The 25,362-nt window shown below is 45.2% G+C and carries 21 protein-coding genes; 9 read left to right on the plus strand and 12 right to left on the minus strand.

The features are described from left to right. Positions 1-161 precede the first annotated feature (161 nt). The 3 genes from hemG to L3V33_RS21575 are packed head-to-tail and all read right to left on the minus strand — an operon-like array spanning position 162 to position 2,815. Positions 162-689 (minus strand): menaquinone-dependent protoporphyrinogen IX dehydrogenase, encoded by a 528-nt coding sequence (gene hemG, locus L3V33_RS21565; protein WP_237291177.1) that lies wholly within the window; start codon positions 687-689, stop codon positions 162-164. Positions 690-699: 10 nt separating this feature from the next. Further along, positions 700-2,157, minus strand: coding sequence for a TrkH family potassium uptake protein (locus tag L3V33_RS21570; RefSeq protein WP_010433127.1), 1,458 nt, complete (start codon positions 2,155-2,157; stop codon positions 700-702). Positions 2,158-2,191: 34 nt separating this feature from the next. After that, the gene (locus tag L3V33_RS21575) at positions 2,192-2,815 is read right to left on the minus strand and encodes a YigZ family protein (RefSeq protein WP_004736669.1); all 624 of its coding nucleotides are present in this window, start codon (positions 2,813-2,815) and stop codon (positions 2,192-2,194) included. A 227-nt stretch (positions 2,816-3,042) separates the two neighbouring features. Here L3V33_RS21575 and fadB point away from each other — a divergent pair, with 227 nt between their 5' ends. The 3 genes from fadB (at position 3,043) to L3V33_RS21590 (ending at position 7,628) form a co-directional block, all read left to right on the plus strand. Then, complete coding sequence (fadB, locus tag L3V33_RS21580) at positions 3,043-5,214, plus strand: fatty acid oxidation complex subunit alpha FadB (protein ID WP_237291178.1); 2,172 nt, start codon at positions 3,043-3,045, stop codon at positions 5,212-5,214. Positions 5,215-5,240: 26 nt separating this feature from the next. Then, positions 5,241-6,404, plus strand: a complete 1,164-nt coding sequence (fadA, locus tag L3V33_RS21585; RefSeq protein ID WP_016784138.1) for an acetyl-CoA C-acyltransferase FadA — start codon at positions 5,241-5,243, stop codon at positions 6,402-6,404. A 243-nt stretch (positions 6,405-6,647) separates the two neighbouring features. After that, positions 6,648-7,628: an MDR family oxidoreductase gene (locus tag L3V33_RS21590; RefSeq protein WP_237291179.1), complete on the plus strand. Its 981-nt coding sequence runs from the start codon at positions 6,648-6,650 to the stop codon at positions 7,626-7,628. 135 nt (positions 7,629-7,763) lie between these two features. On the opposite strand, the gene L3V33_RS21595 is transcribed toward L3V33_RS21590, so the two are convergent. Further along, on the minus strand, positions 7,764-8,705 hold the full coding sequence (locus L3V33_RS21595) for a LysR family transcriptional regulator (protein WP_102569450.1): 942 nt from the start codon (positions 8,703-8,705) through the stop codon (positions 7,764-7,766). Positions 8,706-8,860: 155 nt separating this feature from the next. Next, positions 8,861-9,046, minus strand: coding sequence for a hypothetical protein (locus L3V33_RS21600; protein ID WP_017073805.1), 186 nt, complete (start codon positions 9,044-9,046; stop codon positions 8,861-8,863). A 149-nt stretch (positions 9,047-9,195) separates the two neighbouring features. On the opposite strand from L3V33_RS21600, the gene tusA reads away from it, so the two are divergent. Continuing rightward, on the plus strand, positions 9,196-9,447 hold the full coding sequence (gene tusA, locus L3V33_RS21605) for a sulfurtransferase TusA (RefSeq protein ID WP_017055492.1): 252 nt from the start codon (positions 9,196-9,198) through the stop codon (positions 9,445-9,447). Positions 9,448-9,531: 84 nt separating this feature from the next. On the opposite strand, the gene L3V33_RS21610 is transcribed toward tusA, so the two are convergent. Both L3V33_RS21610 and L3V33_RS21615 read right to left on the minus strand, forming a co-directional pair. Beyond that, complete coding sequence (locus tag L3V33_RS21610) at positions 9,532-9,786, minus strand: hypothetical protein (RefSeq protein WP_004736676.1); 255 nt, start codon at positions 9,784-9,786, stop codon at positions 9,532-9,534. 151 nt (positions 9,787-9,937) lie between these two features. Further along, a complete protein-coding gene (locus tag L3V33_RS21615) occupies positions 9,938-10,492 on the minus strand; it encodes a TMEM165/GDT1 family protein (protein ID WP_017077289.1) in 555 nt (184 codons plus the stop codon). A 420-nt stretch (positions 10,493-10,912) separates the two neighbouring features. Here L3V33_RS21615 and glyQ point away from each other — a divergent pair, with 420 nt between their 5' ends. The 4 genes from glyQ (at position 10,913) to L3V33_RS21635 (ending at position 17,708) form a co-directional block, all read left to right on the plus strand. Then, positions 10,913-11,842, plus strand: a complete 930-nt coding sequence (glyQ, locus tag L3V33_RS21620) for a glycine--tRNA ligase subunit alpha (RefSeq protein ID WP_017073808.1) — start codon at positions 10,913-10,915, stop codon at positions 11,840-11,842. Between the two features lie 2 nt (positions 11,843-11,844). Beyond that, complete coding sequence (gene glyS / locus L3V33_RS21625; protein ID WP_237291180.1) at positions 11,845-13,911, plus strand: glycine--tRNA ligase subunit beta; 2,067 nt, start codon at positions 11,845-11,847, stop codon at positions 13,909-13,911. Positions 13,912-14,113: 202 nt separating this feature from the next. Then, positions 14,114-16,201: an alpha-amylase gene (locus tag L3V33_RS21630; RefSeq protein ID WP_237291181.1), complete on the plus strand. Its 2,088-nt coding sequence runs from the start codon at positions 14,114-14,116 to the stop codon at positions 16,199-16,201. Positions 16,202-16,457: 256 nt separating this feature from the next. Continuing rightward, entirely contained in the window at positions 16,458-17,708 is a 1,251-nt protein-coding gene (locus tag L3V33_RS21635; protein ID WP_171312759.1) for a valine--pyruvate transaminase, read from the plus strand. 247 nt (positions 17,709-17,955) lie between these two features. On the opposite strand, the gene L3V33_RS21640 is transcribed toward L3V33_RS21635, so the two are convergent. Beyond that, positions 17,956-18,390, minus strand: a complete 435-nt coding sequence (locus tag L3V33_RS21640; protein WP_004736683.1) for an Hsp20 family protein — start codon at positions 18,388-18,390, stop codon at positions 17,956-17,958. Positions 18,391-18,532: 142 nt separating this feature from the next. On the opposite strand from L3V33_RS21640, the gene L3V33_RS23205 reads away from it, so the two are divergent. Then, positions 18,533-18,655, plus strand: coding sequence for a hypothetical protein (locus tag L3V33_RS23205; RefSeq protein WP_256800199.1), 123 nt, complete (start codon positions 18,533-18,535; stop codon positions 18,653-18,655). 239 nt (positions 18,656-18,894) lie between these two features. Here the strand turns inward: L3V33_RS23205 and gyrB are convergent, their stop codons facing one another. The 4 genes from gyrB to dnaA all read right to left on the minus strand — a co-directional run bounded on the left by gyrB (position 18,895) and on the right by dnaA (position 25,094). Continuing rightward, positions 18,895-21,312, minus strand: coding sequence for a DNA topoisomerase (ATP-hydrolyzing) subunit B (gene gyrB, locus L3V33_RS21645; RefSeq protein ID WP_004736684.1), 2,418 nt, complete (start codon positions 21,310-21,312; stop codon positions 18,895-18,897). A gap of 17 nt (positions 21,313-21,329) precedes the next feature. After that, positions 21,330-22,409, minus strand: coding sequence for a DNA replication/repair protein RecF (gene recF / locus L3V33_RS21650; protein ID WP_054548325.1), 1,080 nt, complete (start codon positions 22,407-22,409; stop codon positions 21,330-21,332). An 81-nt stretch (positions 22,410-22,490) separates the two neighbouring features. Further along, positions 22,491-23,591, minus strand: a complete 1,101-nt coding sequence (gene dnaN, locus L3V33_RS21655) for a DNA polymerase III subunit beta (RefSeq protein WP_017073815.1) — start codon at positions 23,589-23,591, stop codon at positions 22,491-22,493. Positions 23,592-23,672: 81 nt separating this feature from the next. Next, complete coding sequence (gene dnaA / locus L3V33_RS21660) at positions 23,673-25,094, minus strand: chromosomal replication initiator protein DnaA (protein WP_017081729.1); 1,422 nt, start codon at positions 25,092-25,094, stop codon at positions 23,673-23,675. Positions 25,095-25,362: the final 268 nt, after the last annotated feature.

Below are 25,362 nucleotides of genomic sequence, written 5' to 3' on the forward strand. Positions count from 1 at the left end.
ACCTGCTGATTCGTTTTGGTTTCTTACGAAGCCTTCCCGTTTCAACGAGGTCGCATTATAGAGATTTCGATCACACTGGCAAGCCCTTTTTGAAGTTTTTCTCGTTTTTTTATTCGTTCGATTAAAAAGAGCACAAAACGCCTCAAAAGTAGGCTTTTCTCTTACATCTCTTGCAGTTTTTTAGAGAATAAAGAGACTTTTTCCCAGTTCGTGTACTCAACTTCCTTGGTTGTATCCGTTTCTCCACCTGTCATATTCATAATGAAGCGAATCATGGTTTTATCGAACCAGTTATAACGAGGGTAATAGAGGGCACCCGCGAATACACCGATCAAAGTCGGCTGCCACGGTGACTTGAGAAGAAATTTCTTAATATAAGCGCTACCTTCAGGAGTATCTTTACCTTGGTCTTCTTTACGAGCCGTTAAGTTAACGCAGAAGAAAGCGACCTTGTTTGATTGCAACTGAGCAAGATTGGCATTAATAAACTGGTATAGCTTCTTATTAAGGTGGCCGTAACGAATAGATGCACCAATCAACACTCTGTCGTACTGAGCAAAGTCGACATTACTAACAGTGTGCAGATCTTGAAGCTCACATTCGAACTCATTCATTTCTTCTTTTATATAGTTCAAGATTTTCTTGGTTTGCCCTTCACGGCTTGAATACAAAAATAGAGCTTTTGCCACAATGTTGTCCTTAGCTACGCCAAAACGTAGGGGTCAATAAAATTAATAAGGTGAATATCTCTAAACGACCAAACAGCATAGATACGATCAACACCCATTTGGCCTTATCATTCACATCGCCGAAGTGCATTGCCACTTCACCTAAGCCCGGGCCAAGGTTATTCAATGTTGCCGCTACGGCAGAGAAAGCACTCAGCTCATCCATCCCAGTAGCAATAAGAGCCAACATACAAACCACAAAAACCAATGCGTATGCAGAGAAGAAGCCCCAAACCGCATCAACAACACGTTGTGGTAACGCAGAACCGCCAACCTTGATGGTATAGACAGCACGCGGGTGAACAAGACGCTTCATTTCACGAGCACCTTGCAGAGTAAGCAATAAGATTCGAATGACTTTCATACCACCGCCCGTTGAACCTGCACAGCCACCTATAAAAGAAGAGAACAGAAGCAGTACAGGTAAGAATAACGGCCACTCAGAAAAACCGGTGGTGGTGAAGCCTGCGGTTGTTGAAATAGATACTGTCTGGAACAGCGCTTGATCGAAAGCATCGTAATACGAATCGTAAGAGTGATGATTAAGTAGCAATAAGAAACAAACTAAGAACAGTACAACTTGAATAAAGATAAAGGCGCGAAACTCAGGATCTTTCCAATAATACTTAGGATGCACACCACCTGAAGCAAATGCCGCAAAGTGAAGTGAATAGTTACATGCTGATATAAGGAGGAACACGACCGTAATCATGTTGATAGCAGGACTGTTGAAATAGCCCATGCTCGCATCGTGAGTCGAGAAGCCACCAATCGCAATCGTAGAGAAGCTATGGCTGATAGCATCAAAGAAACTCATACCGGCAAGCCAAAACGCCACGGCACAGGCAATAGTTAAACTCAGGTAGATATACCAAAGTGCTTTCGCAGTTTCAGCAATACGCGGAGTCATCTTACTGTCTTTGACTGGGCCTGGGATTTCAGCTCGATATAACTGCATACCACCGATACCGAGAACAGGAAGGATGGCGACCGCCAATACGATGATACCCATACCACCAAACCATTGCAGGAACTGGCGGTAAAACAGAATCGCCTTAGGCAGATCATCGAGGCCAACAATAACGGTCGCGCCCGTGGTTGTTAATGCAGAGAAGGATTCGAAGAAAGCATCGGTTACCGACACATTGGGGTTATCGGCGATCAAAAACGGCAGCGCACCAGCACTACCGATTACCGTCCAGAATAAAACAACAATCAAGAAGCCATCACGCGCTTTCAATTCATGCTTATAACGTCGGTTTGGAAACCAGCAGGTTGCTCCACAGAATAAGAGAACAAAAAAGGTCGTCACAAATGGCACACCCGCACCATCTCGATAGATCAGAGCGACGAGCGCAGGTGCGAGCATTGATACACTAAAAAGTGCTAATAATAATCCGACGATTCGAATAATTGAGCGAAATTGCATGAGCTATTGAACGAAGCGAAATGCTTCACACTTCCTAGTTGTCTTTGACTTTCGTTACCAGTGCCTTAGCACCGCTTTTATTGATCATGGTTTGGGTAAACGAATCTACCTGAAGGAGCTCTATTTCAATAATAAGCTCAACTTGAACACCATAATCCGCTTGGACTTCAACAGCCTGATGCTGAGCCATGATGGATTGTGCAATCGGCACAAAGCCATAGTCTAACTCTAGCCGTAATTTTGTGGTTATTTTTTTCTCGATAGTTTGAAGCAGCTTGAGAGCTTGTTGTACTCCACCACCATAAGCCTTAACTAAACCACCAGTACCAAGCTTAATTCCACCTGAATAGCGAGTGACTACAGCCGTTAACTCGCCAACACCCGAACCAGACAGTTGCGCCAAGATAGGCTTTCCAGCAGTACCCGAGGGTTCGCCATCATCACTAAAGCCCCACTTCATCGAGTCTTCAGGTCGCCCTGCAGCAAAGCCCCAACAGTTATGTCGCGCTGAAGAATGCTCTTTTTTTACCTGTTCAACGAACTGCTTAGCAGCTTCTACACTTGGAGTATGAGCAAGATGAGTAATAAAAACGCTCTTTTTTATCTCTTCTTCAAATAAAGCCGACGCTGACGGTATTAAATAGGGCTGTTCATTCATATCGTTAACTTAATTATTAAGAGCGGCGAAGTGTATCACGCGTGAATAATAAGGGTTAGAGGATCTGTGCTGTCGCACAATGTTAAACAATTGTTTAAAAAATGTATTGAAATTAATCAAGCAGAGGTACAGACTAGAATAACTGGTCTTACCAGGTGCTCTACAATAATAGAAAGATAACAAGATTCTCTCAAACAATCGTGGATTGTATGTCATGGAGATAGACAATGATTTACCAAGCTAACACCCTACAGGTAAAGGAATTACAAGATGGTATTGCGGAATTAAGCTTCTGTGCACCGGCATCTGTAAACAAACTCGACCTTGCAACTTTAGAATCACTAGATAAAGCGTTAGATGCTCTTAATGCTCACGCAGGATTACGTGGTTTAATCTTAACTTCAAACAAAGACGCGTTCATTGTGGGCGCAGACATCACTGAATTTCTTGGCCTATTTGCTAAGCCAGAAGCAGAACTTGATGAATGGTTAAGATTCGCTAATTCAATCTTCAGCAAGCTCGAAGACCTTCCTGTCCCAACTCTTTCAATGATGCGTGGCCATGCTCTTGGCGGCGGCTGTGAATGTGTACTCGCTACCGATTTCCGTATCGGTGACAAGACCACCAGCATAGGTCTACCAGAAACAAAACTTGGCATCATGCCTGGTTTTGGTGGTTGTGTGCGCCTACCTCGTGTTATCGGTGCTGACAGCGCGATGGAAATTATCACTCAAGGCAAAGCATGCCGTGCAGATGAAGCGCTTAAAGTTGGCTTGTTAGATGCGATTGTTGAAACAGACCAACTACTAGAATCAGCGATCAACACGGTTTCTTTGGCAGCCAATGAGAAACTTGATTGGCAGCTACGCCGCAAACAAAAAACATCAGCGCTTTCACTAAGTAAACTAGAAGCGATGATGAGCTTTACCATGGCTAAGGGCTTAGTGGCTCAAAAAGCAGGGCCTCACTACCCAGCGCCAATTACTTCTGTGATTGCAATTGAAGAAGCAGCGCGCAGCGATCGCGATGCGGCGTTAGACATCGAACGCAAACACTTCGTTAAGCTAGCAAAATCTGAAGAAGCGAAAGCCCTTGTCGGTTTATTCTTGAATGACCAATACATTAAAGGCCTAGCAAAACAAGCTGGTAAGTCTGCGAATAAAGGAACTGAACGCGCAGCAGTACTTGGCGCTGGCATCATGGGTGGCGGTATTGCTTACCAGTCAGCATTGAAAGGCGTGCCAGTGATGATGAAAGACATCGCACAAGCGTCTCTTGATCTTGGTATGAACGAAGCTTCTAAGCTGTTGAATAAACGCTTATCACGCGGTCGCCTAGATGGATTCAAGATGGCAGGTATTCTGTCTTCTATTACTCCAAGTCTACATTATGCAGGTGTTGAGCAATCGGATGTGATTGTGGAAGCGGTTGTAGAAAACCCTAAAGTAAAAGCGGCAGTTTTGAGCGAAGTGGAAGGTTTGGTTGGTGAAGACACGGTTCTAACATCAAATACCTCAACGATTCCGATCAACCTGCTGGCGAAATCTTTAAAGCGCCCAGAAAACTTCTGTGGCATGCACTTCTTTAACCCAGTACACCGCATGCCTTTGGTTGAGATCATCCGTGGCGAGCATACTTCAGAAGAAACCATTAATCGCGTAGTTGCTTACGCAGCGAAAATGGGCAAATCCCCTATCGTTGTTAATGACTGCCCTGGCTTCTTCGTAAACCGTGTACTTTTCCCTTACTTTGGCGGTTTCAGCATGTTGCTACGTGACGGCGCTGACTTCACTAAAATCGATAAAGTCATGGAGCGTAAGTTCGGTTGGCCAATGGGCCCTGCGTACCTATTAGACGTTGTTGGTTTAGACACAGCACACCATGCACAAGCAGTAATGGCGCAAGGTTTCCCTGAGCGTATGGGTAAAGAAGAGCGTGATGCGATTGACGCGCTTTATGTCGCTGAAAAATACGGCCAGAAGAACGGCAGCGGTTTCTACACGTACAGCGTAGACAAACGTGGTCGCCCGAAGAAAACCTTCTCTGAAGACATTCTTCCTATCCTGGCTGACGTATGCCAACAGCCACAAGACTTCGATGACCAGACAATTATCCAACGTGTGATGATTCCTATGATCAATGAAGTGGTGCTTTGTCTAGAAGAAGGCATTATCGCGACACCGCAAGAAGCGGATATGGCACTGGTTTACGGTTTAGGCTTCCCTCCATTCAGAGGCGGCGTATTCCGCTACTTAGACAGTGTGGGCATTGGTAACTTCGTTGAAATGGCGAAGAGCTACCAAGACTTAGGTGCAATGTACCAAGTTCCTCAACTATTGCTTGATATGGCAGCGAAGGGCGAAAGCTTTTACGACGGCCAACAAGCCAGTTCTCTGTAACCCACATTTGGAAAAGGAATAGCAAAATGAATAATGTAGTTGTTGTTGATTGCCTTCGCACCCCAATGGGACGTTCCAAAGGTGGAGCTTTCCGTCACACTCGTGCTGAAGACCTATCTGCACATTTGATGAAAGGCATTTTAGAGCGCAACCCAGAAGTAAACCCTGTCGAAATTGAAGACATTTACTGGGGTTGTGTACAACAAACGCTAGAGCAAGGCTTCAACGTGGCACGTAACGCTGCTTTGCTTGCTGGCCTACCGATTGAGATTGGTGCGGTAACGGTCAACCGTTTATGTGGCTCATCTATGCAAGCTCTGCATGATGCAACTCGCTCTATCATGGTTGGCGATGCTGAAATCTGCCTGATCGGTGGTGTCGAACACATGGGTCACGTACCAATGAACCACGGTGTTGATTTCCACCCAGGCATGTCTAAGCACGTAGCAAAAGCAGCGGGTATGATGGGCTTAACGGCTGAGATGCTTGGTAAAATGCACGGTATTAGCCGTGAAGATCAAGACGCATTCGCAGCACGCTCACACGCTAGAGCTCAAGCAGCAACGGTTGAAGGTCGTTTCAAGAATGAAATCCTACCAACAGAAGCTCACGCGGCAGACGGTTCACTGTTCACTCTGGATTATGATGAAGTAATTCGCCCTGAAACTACTGTTGAAGGCCTGTCTCAGCTTCGCCCAGTATTCGATCCAGCAAATGGTACGGTAACAGCAGGTACTTCATCAGCACTGTCTGATGGCGCTTCTGCAATGCTTATCATGAGTGAAGAAAAAGCCAACGCGCTTGGCCTTAAGATTCGTGCTCGCGTGAAGTCTATGGCTATTGCAGGTTGCGATCCTTCTATCATGGGTTACGGCCCAGTACCAGCAACCAAGAAAGCACTGAAACGTGCAGGCTTAACGATTGAAGATATGGGTGTTATTGAGTTGAATGAAGCATTCGCTGCTCAATCTCTTCCATGTGCGAAAGATCTAGGTCTACTGGATGTGGTTGACGAGAAAGTAAACCTTAACGGCGGTGCGATTGCTCTTGGTCACCCACTAGGCTGTTCTGGTTCTCGTATCTCGACGACGCTAATCAACCTGATGGAAGCACAAGACGTGAAATACGGCTTAGCGACCATGTGTATTGGTTTAGGCCAAGGTATTGCAACGGTATTTGAACGCCCATAGCGTTTACTGACTGTAATACTTGAAGGGTAATCTTTTGTGCAGCTATATTTATATAGCTGCACTTTTTATTACTTGGCATCCAACAATGTATCGGTTGCGTTCAGCGAACTCAACGAGAGAAAAATCAACTCTGACATCTATGCACAAAACGCATAGATTCAATGTTGATGTTTCATTATTTTTTCTTCGATGATTCAACTAAAGTTACTTCAGTTTCCTAATATTCCTCCCACGGAGCAGATCATGTTTAAAGCACTTGTACTAAACCAAGAAGATAAAAAAACTATCGCATCAGTATCTCAAATTGATGAATCTCAATTACCAGAAGGTAACGTGAAGGTTAATGTGAGCTACTCTTCTTTGAACTACAAAGATGGTTTGGCGATTACAGGTAAAGGGCGCATTGTTCGTAACTTCCCTATGGTTCCTGGTATCGACCTTTCAGGTGTGGTTTCACAATCTGATGACCCGCGCTACAAAGCAGGCGACGAAGTTGTTCTAACGGGTTGGGGGGTTGGTGAAGGTCACTGGGGTGGAATGGCTGAGAAAGCGAGCCTAAACGGTGATTGGTTAGTGCCAATGCCAGCGGGTCTAGACGCTAAGAAAGTCATGGCGATCGGTACAGCAGGTTTCACAGCAATGCTTTGTGTGCAAGCTATCGTAGATGCAGGCATCAAACCAGAAGACGGTGAGATCCTAGTAACAGGCGCAAGTGGTGGCGTAGGCAGCGTGTCTATTACGCTACTTAACCAGCTGGGTTACAAAGTGGCTGCGGTGACTGGTCGTGCTTCTGCAAACGGTGAACTACTTAAATCACTAGGCGCGACACGCATTGTAGAGCGTGCTGAACTAGAAGAACCTGCTAAGCCACTAGAAAAACAACTGTGGGCTGGCGCTATCGATACAGTAGGTAGCAAAGTACTTGCGAAAGTATTGGCACAAATTGATTACAACGGCGCGGTTGCGATGTGTGGTCTAGCGGGCGGTTTTGACCTACCAACCACGGTAATGCCATTCATTCTGCGTAACGTTCGCCTACAAGGTGTGGACTCGGTAATGTGCCCTCGTGAAAAACGTATTAAAGCGTGGGAACAACTGGCTGAGCTACTACCAGAATCTTTTTACGCTCAAGCAACCAAAGAAGTGTCTTTAGATGGCGCAATTCAAGCTGCAGAAGACATCACTAACGGTCAAATCACTGGTCGCGTAGTCATTAAACTATAGATTCTCAAACATAAAGTTATCAAACCTTAAGCAACAGCTTTAGATTTGGATAACCCAAAATAACAAAGGGCTGATAGTAATCAGCCCTTTTGCATTTTTGTCATTAGGATCGAGTAAACCAAAGCTAGACCTCAGTTAACCTAAGCCAACATCCGCAATACGCTTTTGAATCAATTCGCCACACTCCTCTTTTACCACTCTTCTTAACCATTGTTGCGAAGCTGAAGAATCGCAACGCGAGTGCCAAATCAATGAGTAATCAAACGGCATAAACTCAAATGGCAACGGCTTGACGACCAAGTCATAACGCTCAGCAACCAAATAAGCCAAATCGGCAGGAACAGTGATCACCAACGGCATCCTATCGACAATCGCCAATGCGGCTTCAAGGTGATAAGCACGCAGCACCATTTTGCGAGGCTGTTGATTAGCTAAAGCGTTATCGAGTAAAGCCTTAACACCATCACTGATCGCAATCATCGCGTGAGGTAAAGAAACATAATCTTCAAGACTTAACGATCGATCGGCTAAAGGGTGATTTTTAGATAACAAACACGACACACCGACCGGCCCCAATACTTCTTGATGAAGTGGTGCGATGCTGCCACTCGGGCGACAAATAGCCATATCGACACGTTCGGTGCTGAGTTGCTTAAACAAATGCTCATGCTGCAGCGGCGCAAATTCCAAAGAAATATTAGGCGCTTGCTCGTAAATCTTAGGTAACGCATACGGCAAGATGGTTTGCATCGCGTAGTCGGTGGTTGCGATCAGAAAACGCTCACTGCAATAGTAAGGGTCAAAATCACTCGGGCTAAGCAGTTGGCGGAATGACTCTAAAGGTTGATCAATACGTTGACTGATTTCGAGTGCTTTCTTGGTGGGAATAAGATGCTGACCTTGGCGTGTAAACAGCGGATCGTTAAGTAATTCTCTTAAGCGCCCTAACACTCGACTGGTTGCCGATTGACTTAAGTTAAGACGAAGCGCAGCCTGGCTAACACTGCCCTCTTCAATCAATACTTTTAAGGCGACCAATAAATTAAGGTCTCTACGATAGATGTCTTCTAATTCCACGCCACTTACCTAGTTGTATACAACTGTCATTAGTTACTAAGTTGTTTATAGCATGCTTTAGATAAAAAAAATCCCGCAATTACGCGGGGAAGCCCAAGAAAATTTGGGGATAGTGTCGGAATGTTGTCGTATCGGAATTCGCTGTTGTATTCGGGTTAGTGTTCTTGCTCTTCGGCTATGCCTTGCCAACGGCGCATCTCTACCCAAATACCAATAATCGTTGCTATTATGCCAAATATTGGCATCAGTGAGGTCTCTGTCGATGAGCGTAGTACTAACGCACAAAAAGAAATAAAACAGAGAACTGAATAAATTGTTAATCTATCTAATCCTGTCAACATCGCCACTCCTTAGCTAGTTGCCTTTGTTTCAAGTTGTTATCAACTTGTTAATTAAGTTATAGGAAATGACTCCACTTGCCAAGCACTTATTGCATATTTTTTCTGCAGACGTATTATTCACTCGTTAGATAGATATAGAGATACAAACCATGACATTCAAACCTGAACTGGCAACCCATACTTTAGAAGCTGAAGGCCTGCGTTGCCCAGAACCAGTAATGATGGTCAGGAAGACAATTAGAAACATGCAGGATGGCGATGTGTTACTGGTAAAAGCTGACGACCCTTCGACAACTCGTGATATTCCGAGCTTTTGTCGTTTTATGGATCATCAGTTAGTCGGCCAAGCGACTGAAGCTTTGCCTTACCAATATTTGATAAGAAAAGGGTTGGAGGCATAACGCCTCACCTAAATATCAAGCATCAAAAAAGCCGCTCGTACCTTATGTTCTTAAACAGAACTCAGAGTACGAGCGGCTTTTTGTTTATTCGTTTCTAGACTTGTTTTGCAGATGTTCAAGCTGATGCTGAATTTCTCGGATATCTTTGCGCATAGGAATAATATGCGCGACCCGAATCCAGGCTTCTACTGCAAGCCCGGTCATGATCATCGAACCAGCCACCATTGGTAGCCACATGTCCGTCAACACCATGCCTAATAGTGTAAGTGCAAGACCAAAGGTAAATAGATAACTTTGGCTTTGTGGAGTAATACCCATATAACGCGTCAACATAATCATGCCCTCGTGTTCTTAACTCACAAGGTTAAAATATCATGACAAGTATGACAGTTATATGTCCATTTGCTCGATAAACCCCACAATACTGTAAGAGTATGACCTACAACACATTACTCTACTTGTTGAGTATAATAAGACTCAATACCACCGCTTAATAGAACGCCGCTGCGATAGCCAAACCCACGAATAACAAAGCCGTGATCTTGCGAATCAGGTCAAGAGGCATCTTATCTGCCGATAACTTACCAATGATCACCACTGGCACATTCGCCAGCAACATACCAATGGTAGTGCCGAGAATCACCCACGTTAATGCATCCGAATATTGAGCCCCTAGAATGGAGGTCGCAATCTGAGTCTTATCGCCAATCTCAGCAATAAAGAAAGCGATAAAGCTGGCGACAAATGGGCCTCGATTCGAGATCTGCTCATCGTCATCCAATTTATCCGGAATCAGAATCCAGCCCGCCATCGCAATGAAACTGACCACCAGCACCCATTTTAAGATTTCAGGAGATAAGTAATCTGCGATAACGACACCGAGCCATGCAGCAAGAGCATGATTGGCAATGGTGGCAAAGAAGATAGCCGCGATAATAGGTATCGGCTTGCGATATCGACTGGCTAATAAAAGGGATAGCAACTGAGTCTTATCACCGATCTCGGCTAAGGCGACAGTTGTAATTGAAATTGCTAAAACGCTCACGACATGCTCATTTGGGACGGAGATTATTATATTTAACCAAAGACAAACCTCGCGCCCCATCCCGGTTCACGATGCTTGTCTAAGGTCTTGCTAAGCGCCACCAAGGTGGTGGTTGCCTCGAACGCCATGATGATTTTGCATCAATTATGTTGACGGACGAACTCATTCAATAGGATATGAATAAGTAAGCTACTCCCCAAAGACCGCGAGATTTTAATCACCCACGCTTTCAAACACAAGTGTCAAAGTTATCAAAATATCCACTTGTGCCGAAAAACAAACATTAAAGGCAAAAAAATCCACTAAACGACATTTTAGACCACTAATTAAACAAGATTACCCCTACTCGCTTTACCAATATCTCGGTATACTCAGAGGTTATTTTTCTCATTCATTTAAAAGAATCGCGCGAACCTGACTATGCAAAAATACGATATCAAAACCTTCCAGGGAATGATCCTCGCGCTGCAGGATTACTGGGCACAAAACGGTTGTACCATTGTTCAACCACTAGATATGGAAGTAGGTGCTGGCACCTCTCACCCAATGACATGTCTACGTGCACTTGGCCCAGAGCCAATGTCTACGGCATACGTTCAACCTTCTCGTCGTCCGACCGATGGTCGTTACGGTGAAAACCCGAACCGCCTGCAGCACTACTATCAATTCCAAGTAGCTCTAAAACCTTCTCCAGATAACATCCAGGAGTTGTACTTAGGCTCTCTTGAAGTTCTTGGTGTCGACCCGCTTGTTCACGATATTCGCTTCGTAGAAGACAACTGGGAAAACCCAACGCTAGGCGCATGGGGTCTTGGTTGGGAAGTATGGCTAAACGGTATGGAAGTGACTCAATTCACTTACTTCCAACAAGTTGGCGGCCTTGAGTGTAAGCCTGTAACTGGCGAGATCACTTACGGTATCGAGCGTCTAGCAATGTACATCCAGGAAGTAGACTCTGTTTACGACCTTGTATGGAACGTAGCACCAGACGGTTCTAACGTGACTTACGGTGACATCTTCCACCAAAACGAAGTTGAGCAATCAACATACAACTTCGAGCACGCAGACGTAGATTTCCTATTCACTTTCTTCGACCAGTGCGAAAAAGAGTGTAAAGAGCTACTTGAGCTTGAGAAGCCACTGCCGCTTCCAGCTTATGAGCGCATTCTAAAAGCAGGTCACGCATTCAACATCCTTGATGCGCGCAAAGCTATCTCTGTAACAGAGCGCCAACGTTACATCCTTCGCATCCGCAACCTGACTAAAGCTGTTGCAGAAGCGTACTACGCGTCACGTGAAGCGCTTGGCTTCCCAATGTGCCGATCTGTAGAAAAAAAGGAAGGTAAATAATCATGGCGAAGAATTTTCTAATTGAACTGGGTACGGAAGAGCTTCCACCAACGGCACTTCGTTCTCTAGCAGAAGCCTTTGCTTCTAACTTTGAAGCAGGTCTTAAAACGGCTGAGCTTTCTCACGAAGGCATCAAGTGGTACGCAGCACCTCGTCGTCTAGCACTTAAAGTGACTGCCCTGGCTGAAGGCCAAGCAGACAAAGTCGTTGAGAAGCGCGGCCCTGCAATTTCTGTAGCATTCGATGCTGAAGGCAACGCGACTAAAGCTGCACAAGGTTGGGCTCGTGGTAACGGTATTACTGTTGAGCAAGCTGACCGTCTGAAAACAGACAAAGGTGAGTGGCTTCTTTTCAAACAAGAAGTGGCTGGCAAACCAGTTCAAAAATTGGTGATCGACATCGCTGCGAAAGCACTGGCTGGCCTACCCATTCCTAAAGCAATGCGCTGGGGTAACTCAGACATCCAATTTATCCGTCCAGTGAAAACACTGACAGTACTACTAGGTGATGAGCTTGTTGAAGGCAAAATCCTAGGTGTAGCTTCTGCTCGTACTATCCGTGGCCACCGTTTCATGGGCGAACAAGAGTTCACTATCGACTCTGCTGACCAATACCCTGCGATCTTAGAAGAGCGCGGTAAAGTAATGGCAGATTACGATGCGCGTAAAGCGATCATTCTTGCTGATGCTAAAAAAGCAGCAGATGCGGTTGGCGGTATTGCTGACCTAGAAGATGACCTTGTTGAAGAAGTTACCTCTTTGGTTGAATGGCCAGTAGTGCTTACTGCTAAGTTTGAGCAAGAGTTCCTAAAAGTGCCTTCTGAAGCTTTGGTTTACACCATGAAAGGCGACCAGAAGTACTTCCCTGTATACGATTCAGAGAAAAACCTACTACCGAACTTTATCTTCGTTTCGAACATCGAGTCTAAAGAGCCTCGTCACGTTATCGAAGGTAACGAGAAAGTTGTACGTCCACGTCTTGCTGATGCTGAATTCTTCTTCAACACCGACCGTAAGCGCCCGCTTATCGACCGTCTTGCTGAACTAGATCAAGCTATCTTCCAGAAGCAACTGGGCACTATCAAAGACAAAACAGACCGCATCACAGAACTTGCAGGCTACATTGCTGAGCAAATCGATGCTGACGTTGAAAAGTCTAAGCGCGCAGGCCTACTGGCTAAGTGTGACCTAATGACATCAATGGTATTCGAGTTTACGGATACTCAAGGTGTGATGGGCATGCACTACGCGACTCACGATGGTGAAGATGAGCAAGTAGCACTCGCACTTTACGAGCAGTACATGCCTCGTTTCGCAGGTGACACACTGCCAAGCACTGGTATTTCATCTGCAGTAGCAATGGCAGACAAGCTAGACACTATCGTAGGTATCTTCGGTATTGGCCAAGCTCCAAAAGGTTCTGACCCATTCGCTCTACGTCGTGCATCACTGGGTGTGCTACGTATCATCGTTGAAAACGGCTACAACCTAGACCTAACCGATCTAATCGGTAAAGCGAAAGAGCTACTAGGCGACAAGCTAACTAACGACAACGTTGAAGCTGACGTTATCGACTTCATGTTAGGTCGTTTCCGCGCATGGTACCAAGATGCTGGTTTCAGCGTTGATATCATCCAAGCAGTACTAGCACGTCGTCCAACTAAGCCAGCTGACTTTGACCAACGTGTTAAAGCCGTTTCTCACTTCCGTGAACTGGAAGCAGCAGAAGCACTAGCAGCAGCGAACAAGCGCGTAGGTAACATCCTTGCGAAATTCGATGGCGAGCTACCAGCAGAAATCGATCTAGCTCTTCTTCAAGAAGACGCAGAGAAAGCTCTGGCTGAAAACGTTGAAGTAATGACGGAAGCACTGGAACCAGCATTCGCGACAGGCAACTACCAAGAAGCCCTAAGCAAGCTTGCTGACCTACGTGAACCCGTTGATGCATTCTTCGATAACGTAATGGTGATGGCTGATGACGAAGCGCTTAAGAAGAACCGTCTAACGCTACTGAACAACCTACGTAACCTGTTCCTACAGATTGCTGACATCTCTCTACTGCAAAAATAAGCACGAGTGAGATTGTTGCTCTAAGTCATACTCTGAGTAACTAACTGTAAACACCCAAAGGGAAGCGAAAGCTTCCCTTTTTGTTTTTGTGAACCAAGCATTTGTTTGTAGGCGTATTATTGATTAACTGAATGAAACAGCACTCAGACTGTAGAGGGCATTGTTTGCTATAAATAACCTGTTTATTCAGGGGAAGGGAACAATGAAAAAAACAGTACTCGCGCTTTCAATGCTCGCACTCAGCGCATGCAGCCAAACCAGTGACAATAAGCTATTACTGACAATTGATAACGACACTGTCGTATTTGAATCATCAGGTAAAGGCACCGTAATTGCAGAACAGGAACTCGCCAAAGGTAGCTATACCTTCTCTATCAGCGACGCTCAAAAGACCTGTGGTACTAACTATGCTTTGGCTGAAGAGAGTCGCATCAAATTCAATAAACCCCTTCGTCTAGACGACTGTGCCGAGAATTCTGAAATCGCTATCAAAGTCTTTCGCGCTAATACCTACCAATTTACGTTGAACCCTCAGACCAATGAGCTCACGGTTCAAGTAAAGCCAAAACAGCAACAAGCTCAAAGTTTTGCCTGCCCAGTACCTAGTGACCAACCAACAACCATCAACGTTGCTCAAACCTTTGATGATGGCACTTTAGTTAGAGATGCCCTTTCTGGCATCGAAGCTACCGTCAGTAACGGCAATGTCACCATGCAGCCTGCAGAAAACAGCCAAGGTGTTCTACTGCTAGAGAAAGTAGAACCAGAAACCAAAGCTGATTTCAGCTGGGACAACGCCACGGTTTACTTCGTGATGACCGATCGCTTCCACAACGGTAACCCTGACAACGACAATAGCTATGGTCGCAGTCAAGATGGACAAGATGAAATCGGCACCTTCCACGGTGGTGACCTAGCAGGCTTAACCGAAAAGCTCGACTATATTGAATCGCTCGGGGCCAATGCTATCTGGATTACCTCTCCACTAGAGCAAATCCACGGCTGGGTTGGCGGTGGTGATCGCGGTGACTTCAAACACTATGGCTACCACGGCTATTACCATCAAGACTGGACCAAGCTTGATGACAACATGGGCACAGAGGATGAACTTAAAACCTTCATCGATACAGCACACAGCAAAGGCATTCGTGTCGTTTGGGATGTGGTCATGAACCACACGGGTTACGCAACGCTTGCCGACATGCAAAAATTCGACTTTGGTAAACTCAACCTTACCGATGAACAAGCCAAACAAACGCTTGGTGAGAACTGGACCGACTGGCAACCAAAGGCAGGTCAAAACTGGCACTACTTCAATAACTTCATATCCTACAGCGACCAAGACGCTTGGGAAAAGTGGTGGGGTAAAGCGTGGTTACGCAGTGATATCGGCGCTTATGACTCACCGGGGTACAACAACCTCACCATGTCTTTGGCGCACCTGCCCGATTTCAAAACAGAATCGACAGAGACAACCGGGCTACCTAATTTCTATCGCAACAAGTCCACCAGCGCTACAGATGAACTCCAAACTCCTCGTGAACATCTCATCACTTGGTTGTCTGACTGGGTACGTGAATATGGCGTTGATGGTTTTAGGGTCGATACCGCCAAGCACGTTGAGTTAGACGCGTGGGCAGAGCTTAAAGAGAGCACTAACCAAGCGCTTGCAGAATGGAAGCAAAACAACCCAGACAAAGCGTTGGATGACCTACCATTCTGGATGACGGGTGAAGTATGGGCACACAGCGTGGTGAAATCAGACTATTTCGCTAACGGGTTTGATTCGATCATCAACTTTGAATTCCAGAGTGATATAGCACCCAAGGCGCTTAAATGCCTATCCGATCTCGATGCTGACTACCTGCGCTACGCAGACAAGATCAACAACGACAGTGAATTCAACGTGTTGAGTTACCTTTCATCTCACGACACCTCGTTATTCTGGACACAACATGGCAGTGACTTTGCAAAACAAACCAAAGCTGCCAACGCGTTGATGCTGGCTCCCGGTGCGGTGCAGATCTATTACGGCGATGAAATCGCTCGTGATTTCGGCCCAACAGGATCAGACCCAATGCAAGGGACTCGCTCTGACATGCCTTGGGATCAAATCACAGGTGAACGAGCACAACTGTTAGAACATTGGCAGACGCTTGGCCAATTCCGTCAGCGCCACCCATCGATTGCCCAAGGTAAGCACATCATCCGTAACAGCAAGGGCTACTATGCCTTCGAACGCCAATACCAAGATGACAAAGTATTGGTTGTTTACACAGGAGCGAAGTAAACGTTCATTAAAATAATCAGTAGAAACTAAAAGGAGAAGCTTAGGCTTCTCCTTTTTTTGATCACGAAACACTCGTTCAATAAGAAAGCAGACACTTATTAGTTAAACTTTATAGAAGTTTTTTTCGTGTTAGAGCATTTGGCGCTATGCGTCGCAAAAACATTGCGGTATGTTCAAGGAATACACTGTTGGTAGACATAAGGTCTGCCTTAATGACACATAACAAGCAATCACAATGAATTAGGTAAAATAAGTAATGCAGTTCTCTAAGTTTGGTGAAAAATTTAATCGATACTCTGGAATCACTCGTTTAATGGATGATTTGAATGATGGCCTGCGCACTCCTGGCGCAATCATGCTCGGTGGTGGCAACCCAGCCGCTATCCCAGCCATGCTCGATTACTTTAACCAAGCCAGTGCCGACATGCTCGCCAGTGGAGAACTCATCGCCGCCCTCGCCAACTACGATGGTCCGCAAGGCAAAGACAGCTTCATCAAATCGTTAGCTACAATGCTAAAAGATACTTACGGCTGGGACATCAGTGAGAAGAACATTAGCCTAACTAATGGTAGCCAAAGTGGCTTCTTCTACTTATTCAACTTGTTAGCAGGTCAGCAGCCAGATGGCTCACACAAGAAAATCTTGCTGCCAATCGCGCCTGAGTACATCGGTTACGGCGATGCTGGTATTGATGACGATATTTTTATCTCTTACCACCCAGAGATCGAACTGCTAGAAAACCGCCAGTTTAAATACCACGTCGATTTTGAGAAGCTCAAGGTGGATGACTCGGTTGCCGCTATCTGTGCTTCTCGCCCAACCAACCCAACCGGTAACGTGCTGACCGACGAAGAAGTACGTAAACTGGATAAGCTAGCGCGTGAAAACAACATCCCGCTACTGATCGATAATGCCTATGGCTTGCCGTTTCCAAACATCATCTTTGAAGATGTCGAACCATTCTGGAATGAAAATACCATTCTGTGCATGAGCTTATCTAAACTTGGTTTGCCTGGTGTGCGTTGCGGTATCGTGATTGCGAGCGAAGAAGTAACACAAGCTCTGACCAACATGAATGGCATTATCAGCCTAGCACCCAATAGTGTTGGTCCTGCGATTGCTAACCACATGATTGAAAAAGGCGATTTACTGCGCTTAAGCAGCGAGGTAATCAAACCTTTCTATAAAGATAAATCTCTACGTGCAGTTGAGCTCTTACAAAAAGCAATCGATGACCCTCGCTTCCGTATCCACAAGCCTGAAGGCGCGATTTTCTTATGGCTATGGTTTGATGAACTGCCGATTACCACCATGGAGCTGTACGATCGCCTCAAAGCTCGTGGCGTATTGATTGTTCCGGGTGAATACTTCTTTATCGGCCAAGAAGACGAGTGGGATCATGCCCATCAATGTCTACGCATGAACTACGTGCAAGATGATGAGGCGATGCAGAAAGGCATTTCAATCATTGCTGAAGAAGTGAAAAAGGCTTACTCAGAACAGTAATAAAACCTTTTAGGTTACTGTAACCCAAATACAAAAAGAGCACCGACCTTCTTCAAGGTACTGGTGCTCTTTCACTTCTACTTCCCGATAATGTTTGTCACTTGAATACCCTAAATAATTGGGGGTTCAGCTAGGCGACCATTCGTTTCAAAAACACTAGCAATTCAACCCGATGAGCATAGGGAACCTATGTAATTAGGGGGAATTTACGACGTCAACAACGCTGTAGCTTCAAGTATGACGGGTATTAGCCTTCTAGTAGGCTATTACCGTTGATAGCAATCTTACGCGGTTGCATCGCTTCTGGGATTTCGCGTTCTAGATCGATGTGAAGAAGACCATTTTCCATACTTGCACCCACTACTTTTACGTAGTCAGCCAGTTGGAATTTACGTTCGAAATCGCGCTCTGCAATACCTTGATATACGAAGGTTTTCTCTGCTTCAGCTTTACGCTCACCTTTAACAATTAGCATGTTCTCTTTTTGAGTAAGGTCTAATTGATCATCTGCAAAACCAGCGACTGCCATAGTAATACGGTAGTTATTCTCGTCTTTTTGCTCGATGTTATACGGAGGGTAACCGCCAGAAGCATTTTTTGATGTGTTCGCTTCCATCATATTGAATAGACGATCGAAGCCGATTGCGTTGCGGTAAAGTGGAGTGAAATCTACAGTTCTCATAATGCTATCCTTTTAGTAAGCAATAGTCTTAGCCGTGATTTTTACTGAGATCGAACCTGTGAATGATTCAGTAAACAGCTAAGGGATTCAGTTCTCATTCCTCGGGTTTCACCTCGTTTGGTGACAACGCTGGGACATGACAATGAATCAATTTTTAAATTGTGTGCTGCCAAAGTTATCCTCTATTGAGCGATACTTCGTTAGCGGTAATGAAGGTTCTGTTTCTTCTCTTGTAGAGCAAGACAGTCATCCTCTTCACAACTAGATATGTGGATTGAGCAAAATAGTTTCAAGGGATTATTTTCAATTATTTTTCCAATCCAATATTTTTCAGTAACTTAAAAACAAAAAAGACCGCCATTTTTGGCAGTCTTTTCAATAAGATATTGAGTTTTTTGAGACAAAGCTATTTCGTTTTAGTTCAAGGAAGAGGCGCGGAGCATACGAATGTATGTGAGCACCTCTGACACAGAAATTAAGCGAAAGAGCGAAGTATCAAAGATACTAAACGTCTAGGTTTGCTACTTTCAATGCATTCTCTTCGATGAAGTTACGACGCGGTTCTACTTGGTCGCCCATCAACGTTGTAAACAACAGGTCAGCACCAACAGCATCTTCAATCGTTACTTGCATCATACGACGAGTTTCAGGATCCATCGTTGTTTCCCAAAGCTGATCAGGGTTCATCTCACCTAGACCTTTGTATCGTTGTAGGCTCAGGCCACGACGAGACTCTTTCACTAACCAGTTCAGAGCTTCAACAAAGCTAGAAACCGCTTGAGTACGCTCACCACGCTTGATGTAAGCGCCTTCTTCAATCAAGCCGTCAAGCGCTTCAGAAAGGTCTGCTAGCTTACCAAACTCTTTCGAGTTGATAAGGTCAATGCTGAGTACATGTTCGTGAGTAACACCGTGTGTACGCACTACAATCTTAGGAACGCTTAAACCTAGCTCTTCGTGTTTTTCAACTTCAAGAGAATATTGGCTCGCACCCGCTTCTTTGCCGTTTAGCTGCTCTACAAGCTGCTTACCCCAAGCTTCAACTGCCGCTTCATCATGACACTGCTCAGCGGTTAGGCGAGGTACATAAATCAGTTCGTGAATCAGTGCTCGTGGGTAACGACGGCTCATACGATCAACCAGCTTAATACCTGCATTGTATTGATGAACAAGCTTCTCTAAGCCTTCACCAGTAAACGCAGGTGCTTCAGGGTTTACGTGCAATTCTGCATTATCCAAAGCCAAAGATACTTGATATTGGTTCATCGCATCTTCATCTTTGATGTACTGCTCTTGCTTACCCTTCTTCACTTTGTAAAGCGGTGGCTGAGCAATGTAGATGTAACCACGTTCAATCAGTTCAGGCATTTGACGGTAGAAGAACGTTAGTAGCAGAGTACGGATGTGAGAACCATCGACATCGGCATCGGTCATGATGATGATGTTGTGGTAACGCAGTTTATCTGGGTTGTATTCGTCACGGCCAATACCACAACCAAGTGCTGTGATTAGCGTTGCGACCTCTTGAGAAGACAGCATTTTATCGAAACGTGCTTTCTCTACGTTTAGGATTTTACCTTTAAGCGGTAGAATTGCTTGGTTCTTACGGTTACGCCCCTGCTTAGCTGATCCGCCAGCAGAGTCTCCTTCCACAATATATAGTTCAGACAGTGCAGGATCTTTTTCCTGACAGTCAGCTAGTTTACCTGGAAGACCCGCTAAATCTAATGCGCCTTTACGACGTGTCATCTCACGAGCTTTACGCGCCGCATCACGAGCACGTGCTGCATCGATAATTTTAGAACAAACGATTTTCGCTTCACCTGGGTTCTCAATTAGGAACTCAGACAGTTTCTCACCCATCGTAGACTCAACCGCAGACTTCACTTCTGAAGAAACCAGCTTGTCTTTAGTTTGGCTTGAGAATTTAGGATCTGGCACTTTCACCGAAACAATCGCAGTCAAACCTTCACGAGCATCATCACCTGATGTTGAAGTCTTCGCTTTCTTCGAGAAGCCTTCTTTGTCCATGAAGCTGTTCAATGTACGTGTTAGTGCACCACGGAAACCCGCTAAGTGAGCACCACCATCACGTTGAGGGATGTTGTTGGTGAAGCAATAAATATTTTCTTGGTAACCGTCATTCCATTGCATCGCAACTTCAACGGTAATACCGTCTTCACGCTCATGATCGAAATGGAATATTTTCTGGATAATCGGTGTTTTGTTGGTATTAAGGTGCTCAACAAACGCTTGGATACCGCCTTCGTATTCGAAGTGATCCATTTTGTCTTCTTCGCGCTTATCAATTAGCTTAATTGATACACCTGAGTTCAAGAATGATAGCTCGCGTAGACGCTTAGCTAAAATATCGTAATGGAACTCGATGTTATTGAAGGTTTCTTCACTCGGCCAGAAACGAATCTCTGTACCTGTTTTGTCCGTGTCACCCACAACCGCTAGTGGCGCTTGAGGCTCACCGTGGCAGTATGTTTGAGTGTGGATTTTGCCACCGCGATGGATAGTAAGAGTAACTTGCTTAGAAAGTGCGTTAACTACTGAAACACCAACACCGTGCAGACCACCAGATACTTTGTACGAGTTATCATCGAACTTACCACCAGCGTGAAGAACCGTCATGATTACTTCTGCTGCTGATACTTTTTCTTCTGGGTGCAATTCAGTTGGAATACCACGGCCGTCATCGCTTACTGACACAGAACTATCTTCATGGATAGTTACGATGATGTCATTACAGTGACCAGCGAGTGCTTCATCAATAGAGTTATCTACCACCTCAAAGACCATGTGGTGCAGACCGGTACCATCATCCGTGTCGCCAATGTACATTCCAGGACGCTTACGTACCGCATCCAGACCCTTCAGTACTTTAATACTCGATGAATCGTAATTATCTGACATAGTTACTCTCTGACTAATTATCCTTGCTCTATTTTGCCATGTTCCACATGAAACATCCTGCTATTTTCGTCATGCATATCTGCAATCTGATCAGCGGTAATAGAGCTTACAAAAACTTGAGCCTTGGTCGCCTTTAAACACTCAGCAAGACGTGCTCGGCGTTGGCTATCTAATTCGGAAGCAAAGTCATCTATCAAGTAGATGCACTGCTTACCTGTCATTTGAGTGAGGTGTTGCCCTTGTGCTACTCGTAGCGCGCACACCATCAACTTCAACTGACCTCGTGACAAGACATCTTCCACAGGAGTGCCGTTCACTTTTATCTTTAGATCCGCTTTGTTTGGCCCACTGAAGGTGTAACCAAGCTGCTGATCCCTTTCAAAATTCTTTTCTAATATCTCGGCGTATGGGGTGTCTTTATCCCAGCCTCGATAGTAGTTAATCTTTATCTCAAACTCAGGTAAGAAGGTTGCACAGATTTCTTCGGCGACTTCTTTAAGCTGTTCAACGTACGTGGCACGCCACTGGCTGATGCTTTCAGCTAAACGGGCTAATTCTTGATCCCAATAGCTCAGTTCTCGATAGTTCGTCGCCGTTTTCAATAATGCATTACGCTGTTTATTGAGGCGCTTTACCCTGCCCCAAGCATCATAAAAACCCGACTCACTGTGGAAGACTCCCCAATCAATGAATGCGCGGCGATGCTTAGGTCCATCGGTTAGTAAATCAAACCCTTCGGGGTGAATCAACTGCAAAGGTAAGACTTGAGCTAACTGAGCCAATTTTTGCCCAGATTGACCGCTTATTTTAACCTCTGTGGTGCCATCGCGCTGCTTATTAATGCCAATTGGCAGCTCAAATTGATCCGAGGTCATAAAACGGCCATGGACAAACAGTTCGCTACACTCATTTTGAATGATACGACCGGTTAAGGAGCTTTTGAACGAGCGACCATGTCCGAGCAGATACACCGCTTCAAGGACGCTGGTTTTGCCGCTTCCGTTAGCCCCTATAAGAAAGTTAAAGCCTGATGACGGTTGAATGTCACAGGCTTCAATATTTCTAAACTGCTTTACGATTAAGCGCGATAAAGGCATAACGTCTTCATATTAATCTTCAATCACGGCTCGATAGACAAACGTTGTTGATAAGCAAACATAATGTATAAATAAACACAGTTACAAACGAATCGGCATAACAACGTACATCGCGCTGTCATCTTGTGCATTTTCAATCAACGCACTCGCATTCGCGTCTGACATTGAGATTCGAACCTGTTCACAACGCAGTGTGTTCAATACATCCAATACGTAGCTTACGTTGAAGCCAATCTCTAGCGCGTCACCGTCGAAGGTGACGTCTAGCACTTCTTCCGCTTCTTCTTGTTCTGGGTTGTTCGCCGTAATACGCATCTCGGTATCTACAAGATTAACGCGAACACCACGGAATTTTTCATTCGACAGAATCGCAGCACGAGAAAACGCTGAACGTAACTCATCGCAGCCGGCTTCTAATGTCTTAGTGGTATTTTGTGGCATTACGCGGCGATAATCAGGAAAACGACCATCAACCAGCTTAGAAGTGAAGACATAGTTGTTCACTTCAGCACGCACGTTAGAGTTACCAATCTGCAGCGTTACTGGCTGTTCAGGAGCATCGAGTAGCTTCACCAACTCTTGCACACCTTTACGAGGAACAATGATCTGCTTCTGAGCAAAATCAGCACCCAGTTGCGCTTGAGATACCGCCATACGGTGACCATCAGTTGCAACACTACGTAAGATAGAACCTTCAATCTCAAACAACATACCGTTGAGGTAGTAACGAACGTCTTGGTTCGCCATTGAGAATTGTGTTTTCTCGATAAGACCGCGCAATTCAGCTTGTGTCACTGACACTTCAACTTCACTGCTCCAATCTTCAATATTTGGAAAATCTGCCGCAGGTAATGTTGCCAATGAGAAACGGCTACGACCAGAACGAACCTGAACACGGTCACCATCCAATACCACAGTGATCACTGAGCTATCTGGCAAACCGCGACAGATATCTAGGAACTTACGTGAAGGTACGGTAATGCTGCCCGCTTCGAAATCACCTTCAAGCGTTACACGGCTGATCAATTCAACTTCTAGATCCGTCGCTGTCATCGACAACACGTTATCTTCTACTTTAATCAGTAGGTTTCCTAGAATTGGAAGCGTTGGCCTGCCACCGAGTGCGCCAGATACTTGTTGTAATGGCTTTATCAGGTGACTACGTTCAATGGTAAATTTCATATCTTGCTCTTACGGTCTAAATGGCACTGCGTAATAGTACGTGGCCAAGATTCTGCTTATTAAGGTTAAGAATACTGTGTATTAAGAAGAAAGGGTACGAATCAAGTTCGAATAATCTTCTTTAATGTCGTGGCTCTCTTCACGCAGCTGAGCAATCTTACGACAAGCGTGCAGCACGGTCGTGTGGTCACGGCCACCGAATGCATCACCAATCTCAGGCAAGCTGTGGTTAGTCAACTCCTTAGCCAGTGCCATCGCCAATTGGCGTGGACGAGCAACGGAACGAGAACGACGTTTAGATAATAGATCAGCAACTTTGATTTTGTAGTATTCAGCGACTGTCTTTTGAATGTTATCAATGGTGACCAGTTTTTCTTGCAGGGCAAGTAAGTCACGCAGTGCCTCACGCACGAAATCGATCGTGATCGGACGGCCAGTGAAGTTTGCATTCGCAATAACACGGTTCAATGCGCCTTCTAGCTCACGAACGTTAGAGCGTAAACGCTTCGCAATAAAGAACGCCACTTCATCCGCAAGATGAATTTGGTGGTCTTCTGCTTTCTTCATCAAGATCGCCACACGAGTCTCAAGCTCAGGTGGCTCAATCGCAACCGTCAAACCCCAACCGAAGCGGGATTTAAGACGATCCTCTACCCCGTTGATCTCTTTTGGATAACGGTCAGACGTTAGGATGATCTGTTGATTGCCTTCAAGCAGCGCATTAAAGGTATGGAAGAACTCTTCTTGAGAGCGCTCTTTGTTAGCAAAAAATTGGATATCATCGATAAGCAATGCATCAACACTACGGTAGTAGCGCTTAAATTCTTCAATCGCATTGTTTTGGAGCGCTTTCACCATGTCTTGAACAAAGCGCTCTGAGTGCATGTAAACCACTTTAGCATTCGGCTTATTATCAACAATGGCGTTACCCACCGCATGCAACAAGTGCGTTTTACCTAAACCAGTACCGCCATACAAAAACAACGGGTTGTAAGCGGTTCCTGGGTTATCAGAAACCTGACGTGCCGCAGCCAAACCCAGTTGGTTCGACTTACCTTCAACAAAGTTATTGAACTTATGTTTTGGGTTCACGTTTGAACGGTGATTAAGGTCAACTGCTACAGGTTCTTCATCACGCCAGATATTGTGTACTGGTTTGCGTGCTTGCAGCTGCGCAGGTGCAGACGACTCAGCAGCTACATCAGCAGCGGTACGTGTACGAGCAGGGGCGATAGCCTCAGACCTTGGAGCAATGACTCGTTTACTTCCAATCTCAAAATGAAGATGCGGGATATCATTACCACAATATTCTTGTAGCAAACGGTTAATGCTATTTAGGTACTTATCGCGCACCCAATCGAGTACAAATCGGTTTGGTGCAAATAGAGTTAGAGTATTACCATTGAGCTCCGCTTGTAACGGACGTACCCACATACTGAATTCTGTAGCTGGTAACTCTTCTTGAAGCTGTTGCAAGCATTGCAACCAAAGCGAAGATGACACGGTGCCCCACTCTATTTAAGTTATATGAAATGACCGCTAATTTTACCTGTTGATAAGTCAGATCACCAGCAATTGATCACAGATCCAGTGAATAAGATCCAAGTTATTCACAATAAATAGTGCAAAACTGGATGGATCCACACATCTTGCCCCTACTTTACTCACACAACGATCCACTTATGCCCGGATCCTTGCTAGTTATCCCCAAATCGAGAATACGATCTGGTTATGGTTAATAACATCTGGTTATTTATTCTATTGAGCATTT

Source organism: Vibrio sp. A2-1, assembly GCF_021728355.1.
GTDB lineage: Bacteria > Pseudomonadota > Gammaproteobacteria > Enterobacterales > Vibrionaceae > Vibrio > Vibrio splendidus_K.

What these genes read in the sequence shown, in the direction of transcription:
- dnaN (WP_017073815.1), bottom strand. Translation starts at nt 23,591, where the DNA reads ATGAAATTTACCATTGAACGTAGTCACCTGATAAAGCCATTACAACAA.
- glyS (WP_237291180.1), top strand. Translation starts at nt 11,845, where the DNA reads ATGGCGAAGAATTTTCTAATTGAACTGGGTACGGAAGAGCTTCCACCA.
- L3V33_RS21610 (WP_004736676.1), bottom strand. Translation starts at nt 9,786, where the DNA reads ATGATTATGTTGACGCGTTATATGGGTATTACTCCACAAAGCCAAAGT.
- L3V33_RS21570 (WP_010433127.1), bottom strand. Translation starts at nt 2,157, where the DNA reads ATGCAATTTCGCTCAATTATTCGAATCGTCGGATTATTATTAGCACTT.
- L3V33_RS21590 (WP_237291179.1), top strand. Translation starts at nt 6,648, where the DNA reads ATGTTTAAAGCACTTGTACTAAACCAAGAAGATAAAAAAACTATCGCA.
- L3V33_RS21635 (WP_171312759.1), top strand. Translation starts at nt 16,458, where the DNA reads ATGCAGTTCTCTAAGTTTGGTGAAAAATTTAATCGATACTCTGGAATC.
- fadB (WP_237291178.1), top strand. Translation starts at nt 3,043, where the DNA reads ATGATTTACCAAGCTAACACCCTACAGGTAAAGGAATTACAAGATGGT.
- recF (WP_054548325.1), bottom strand. Translation starts at nt 22,409, where the DNA reads ATGCCTTTATCGCGCTTAATCGTAAAGCAGTTTAGAAATATTGAAGCC.
- L3V33_RS21640 (WP_004736683.1), bottom strand. Translation starts at nt 18,390, where the DNA reads ATGAGAACTGTAGATTTCACTCCACTTTACCGCAACGCAATCGGCTTC.
- tusA (WP_017055492.1), top strand. Translation starts at nt 9,196, where the DNA reads ATGACATTCAAACCTGAACTGGCAACCCATACTTTAGAAGCTGAAGGC.
- fadA (WP_016784138.1), top strand. Translation starts at nt 5,241, where the DNA reads ATGAATAATGTAGTTGTTGTTGATTGCCTTCGCACCCCAATGGGACGT.
- glyQ (WP_017073808.1), top strand. Translation starts at nt 10,913, where the DNA reads ATGCAAAAATACGATATCAAAACCTTCCAGGGAATGATCCTCGCGCTG.
- L3V33_RS21600 (WP_017073805.1), bottom strand. Translation starts at nt 9,046, where the DNA reads ATGTTGACAGGATTAGATAGATTAACAATTTATTCAGTTCTCTGTTTT.
- gyrB (WP_004736684.1), bottom strand. Translation starts at nt 21,312, where the DNA reads ATGTCAGATAATTACGATTCATCGAGTATTAAAGTACTGAAGGGTCTG.
- L3V33_RS21575 (WP_004736669.1), bottom strand. Translation starts at nt 2,815, where the DNA reads ATGAATGAACAGCCCTATTTAATACCGTCAGCGTCGGCTTTATTTGAA.
- L3V33_RS23205 (WP_256800199.1), top strand. Translation starts at nt 18,533, where the DNA reads ATGAATCAATTTTTAAATTGTGTGCTGCCAAAGTTATCCTCTATTGAG.
- L3V33_RS21630 (WP_237291181.1), top strand. Translation starts at nt 14,114, where the DNA reads ATGAAAAAAACAGTACTCGCGCTTTCAATGCTCGCACTCAGCGCATGC.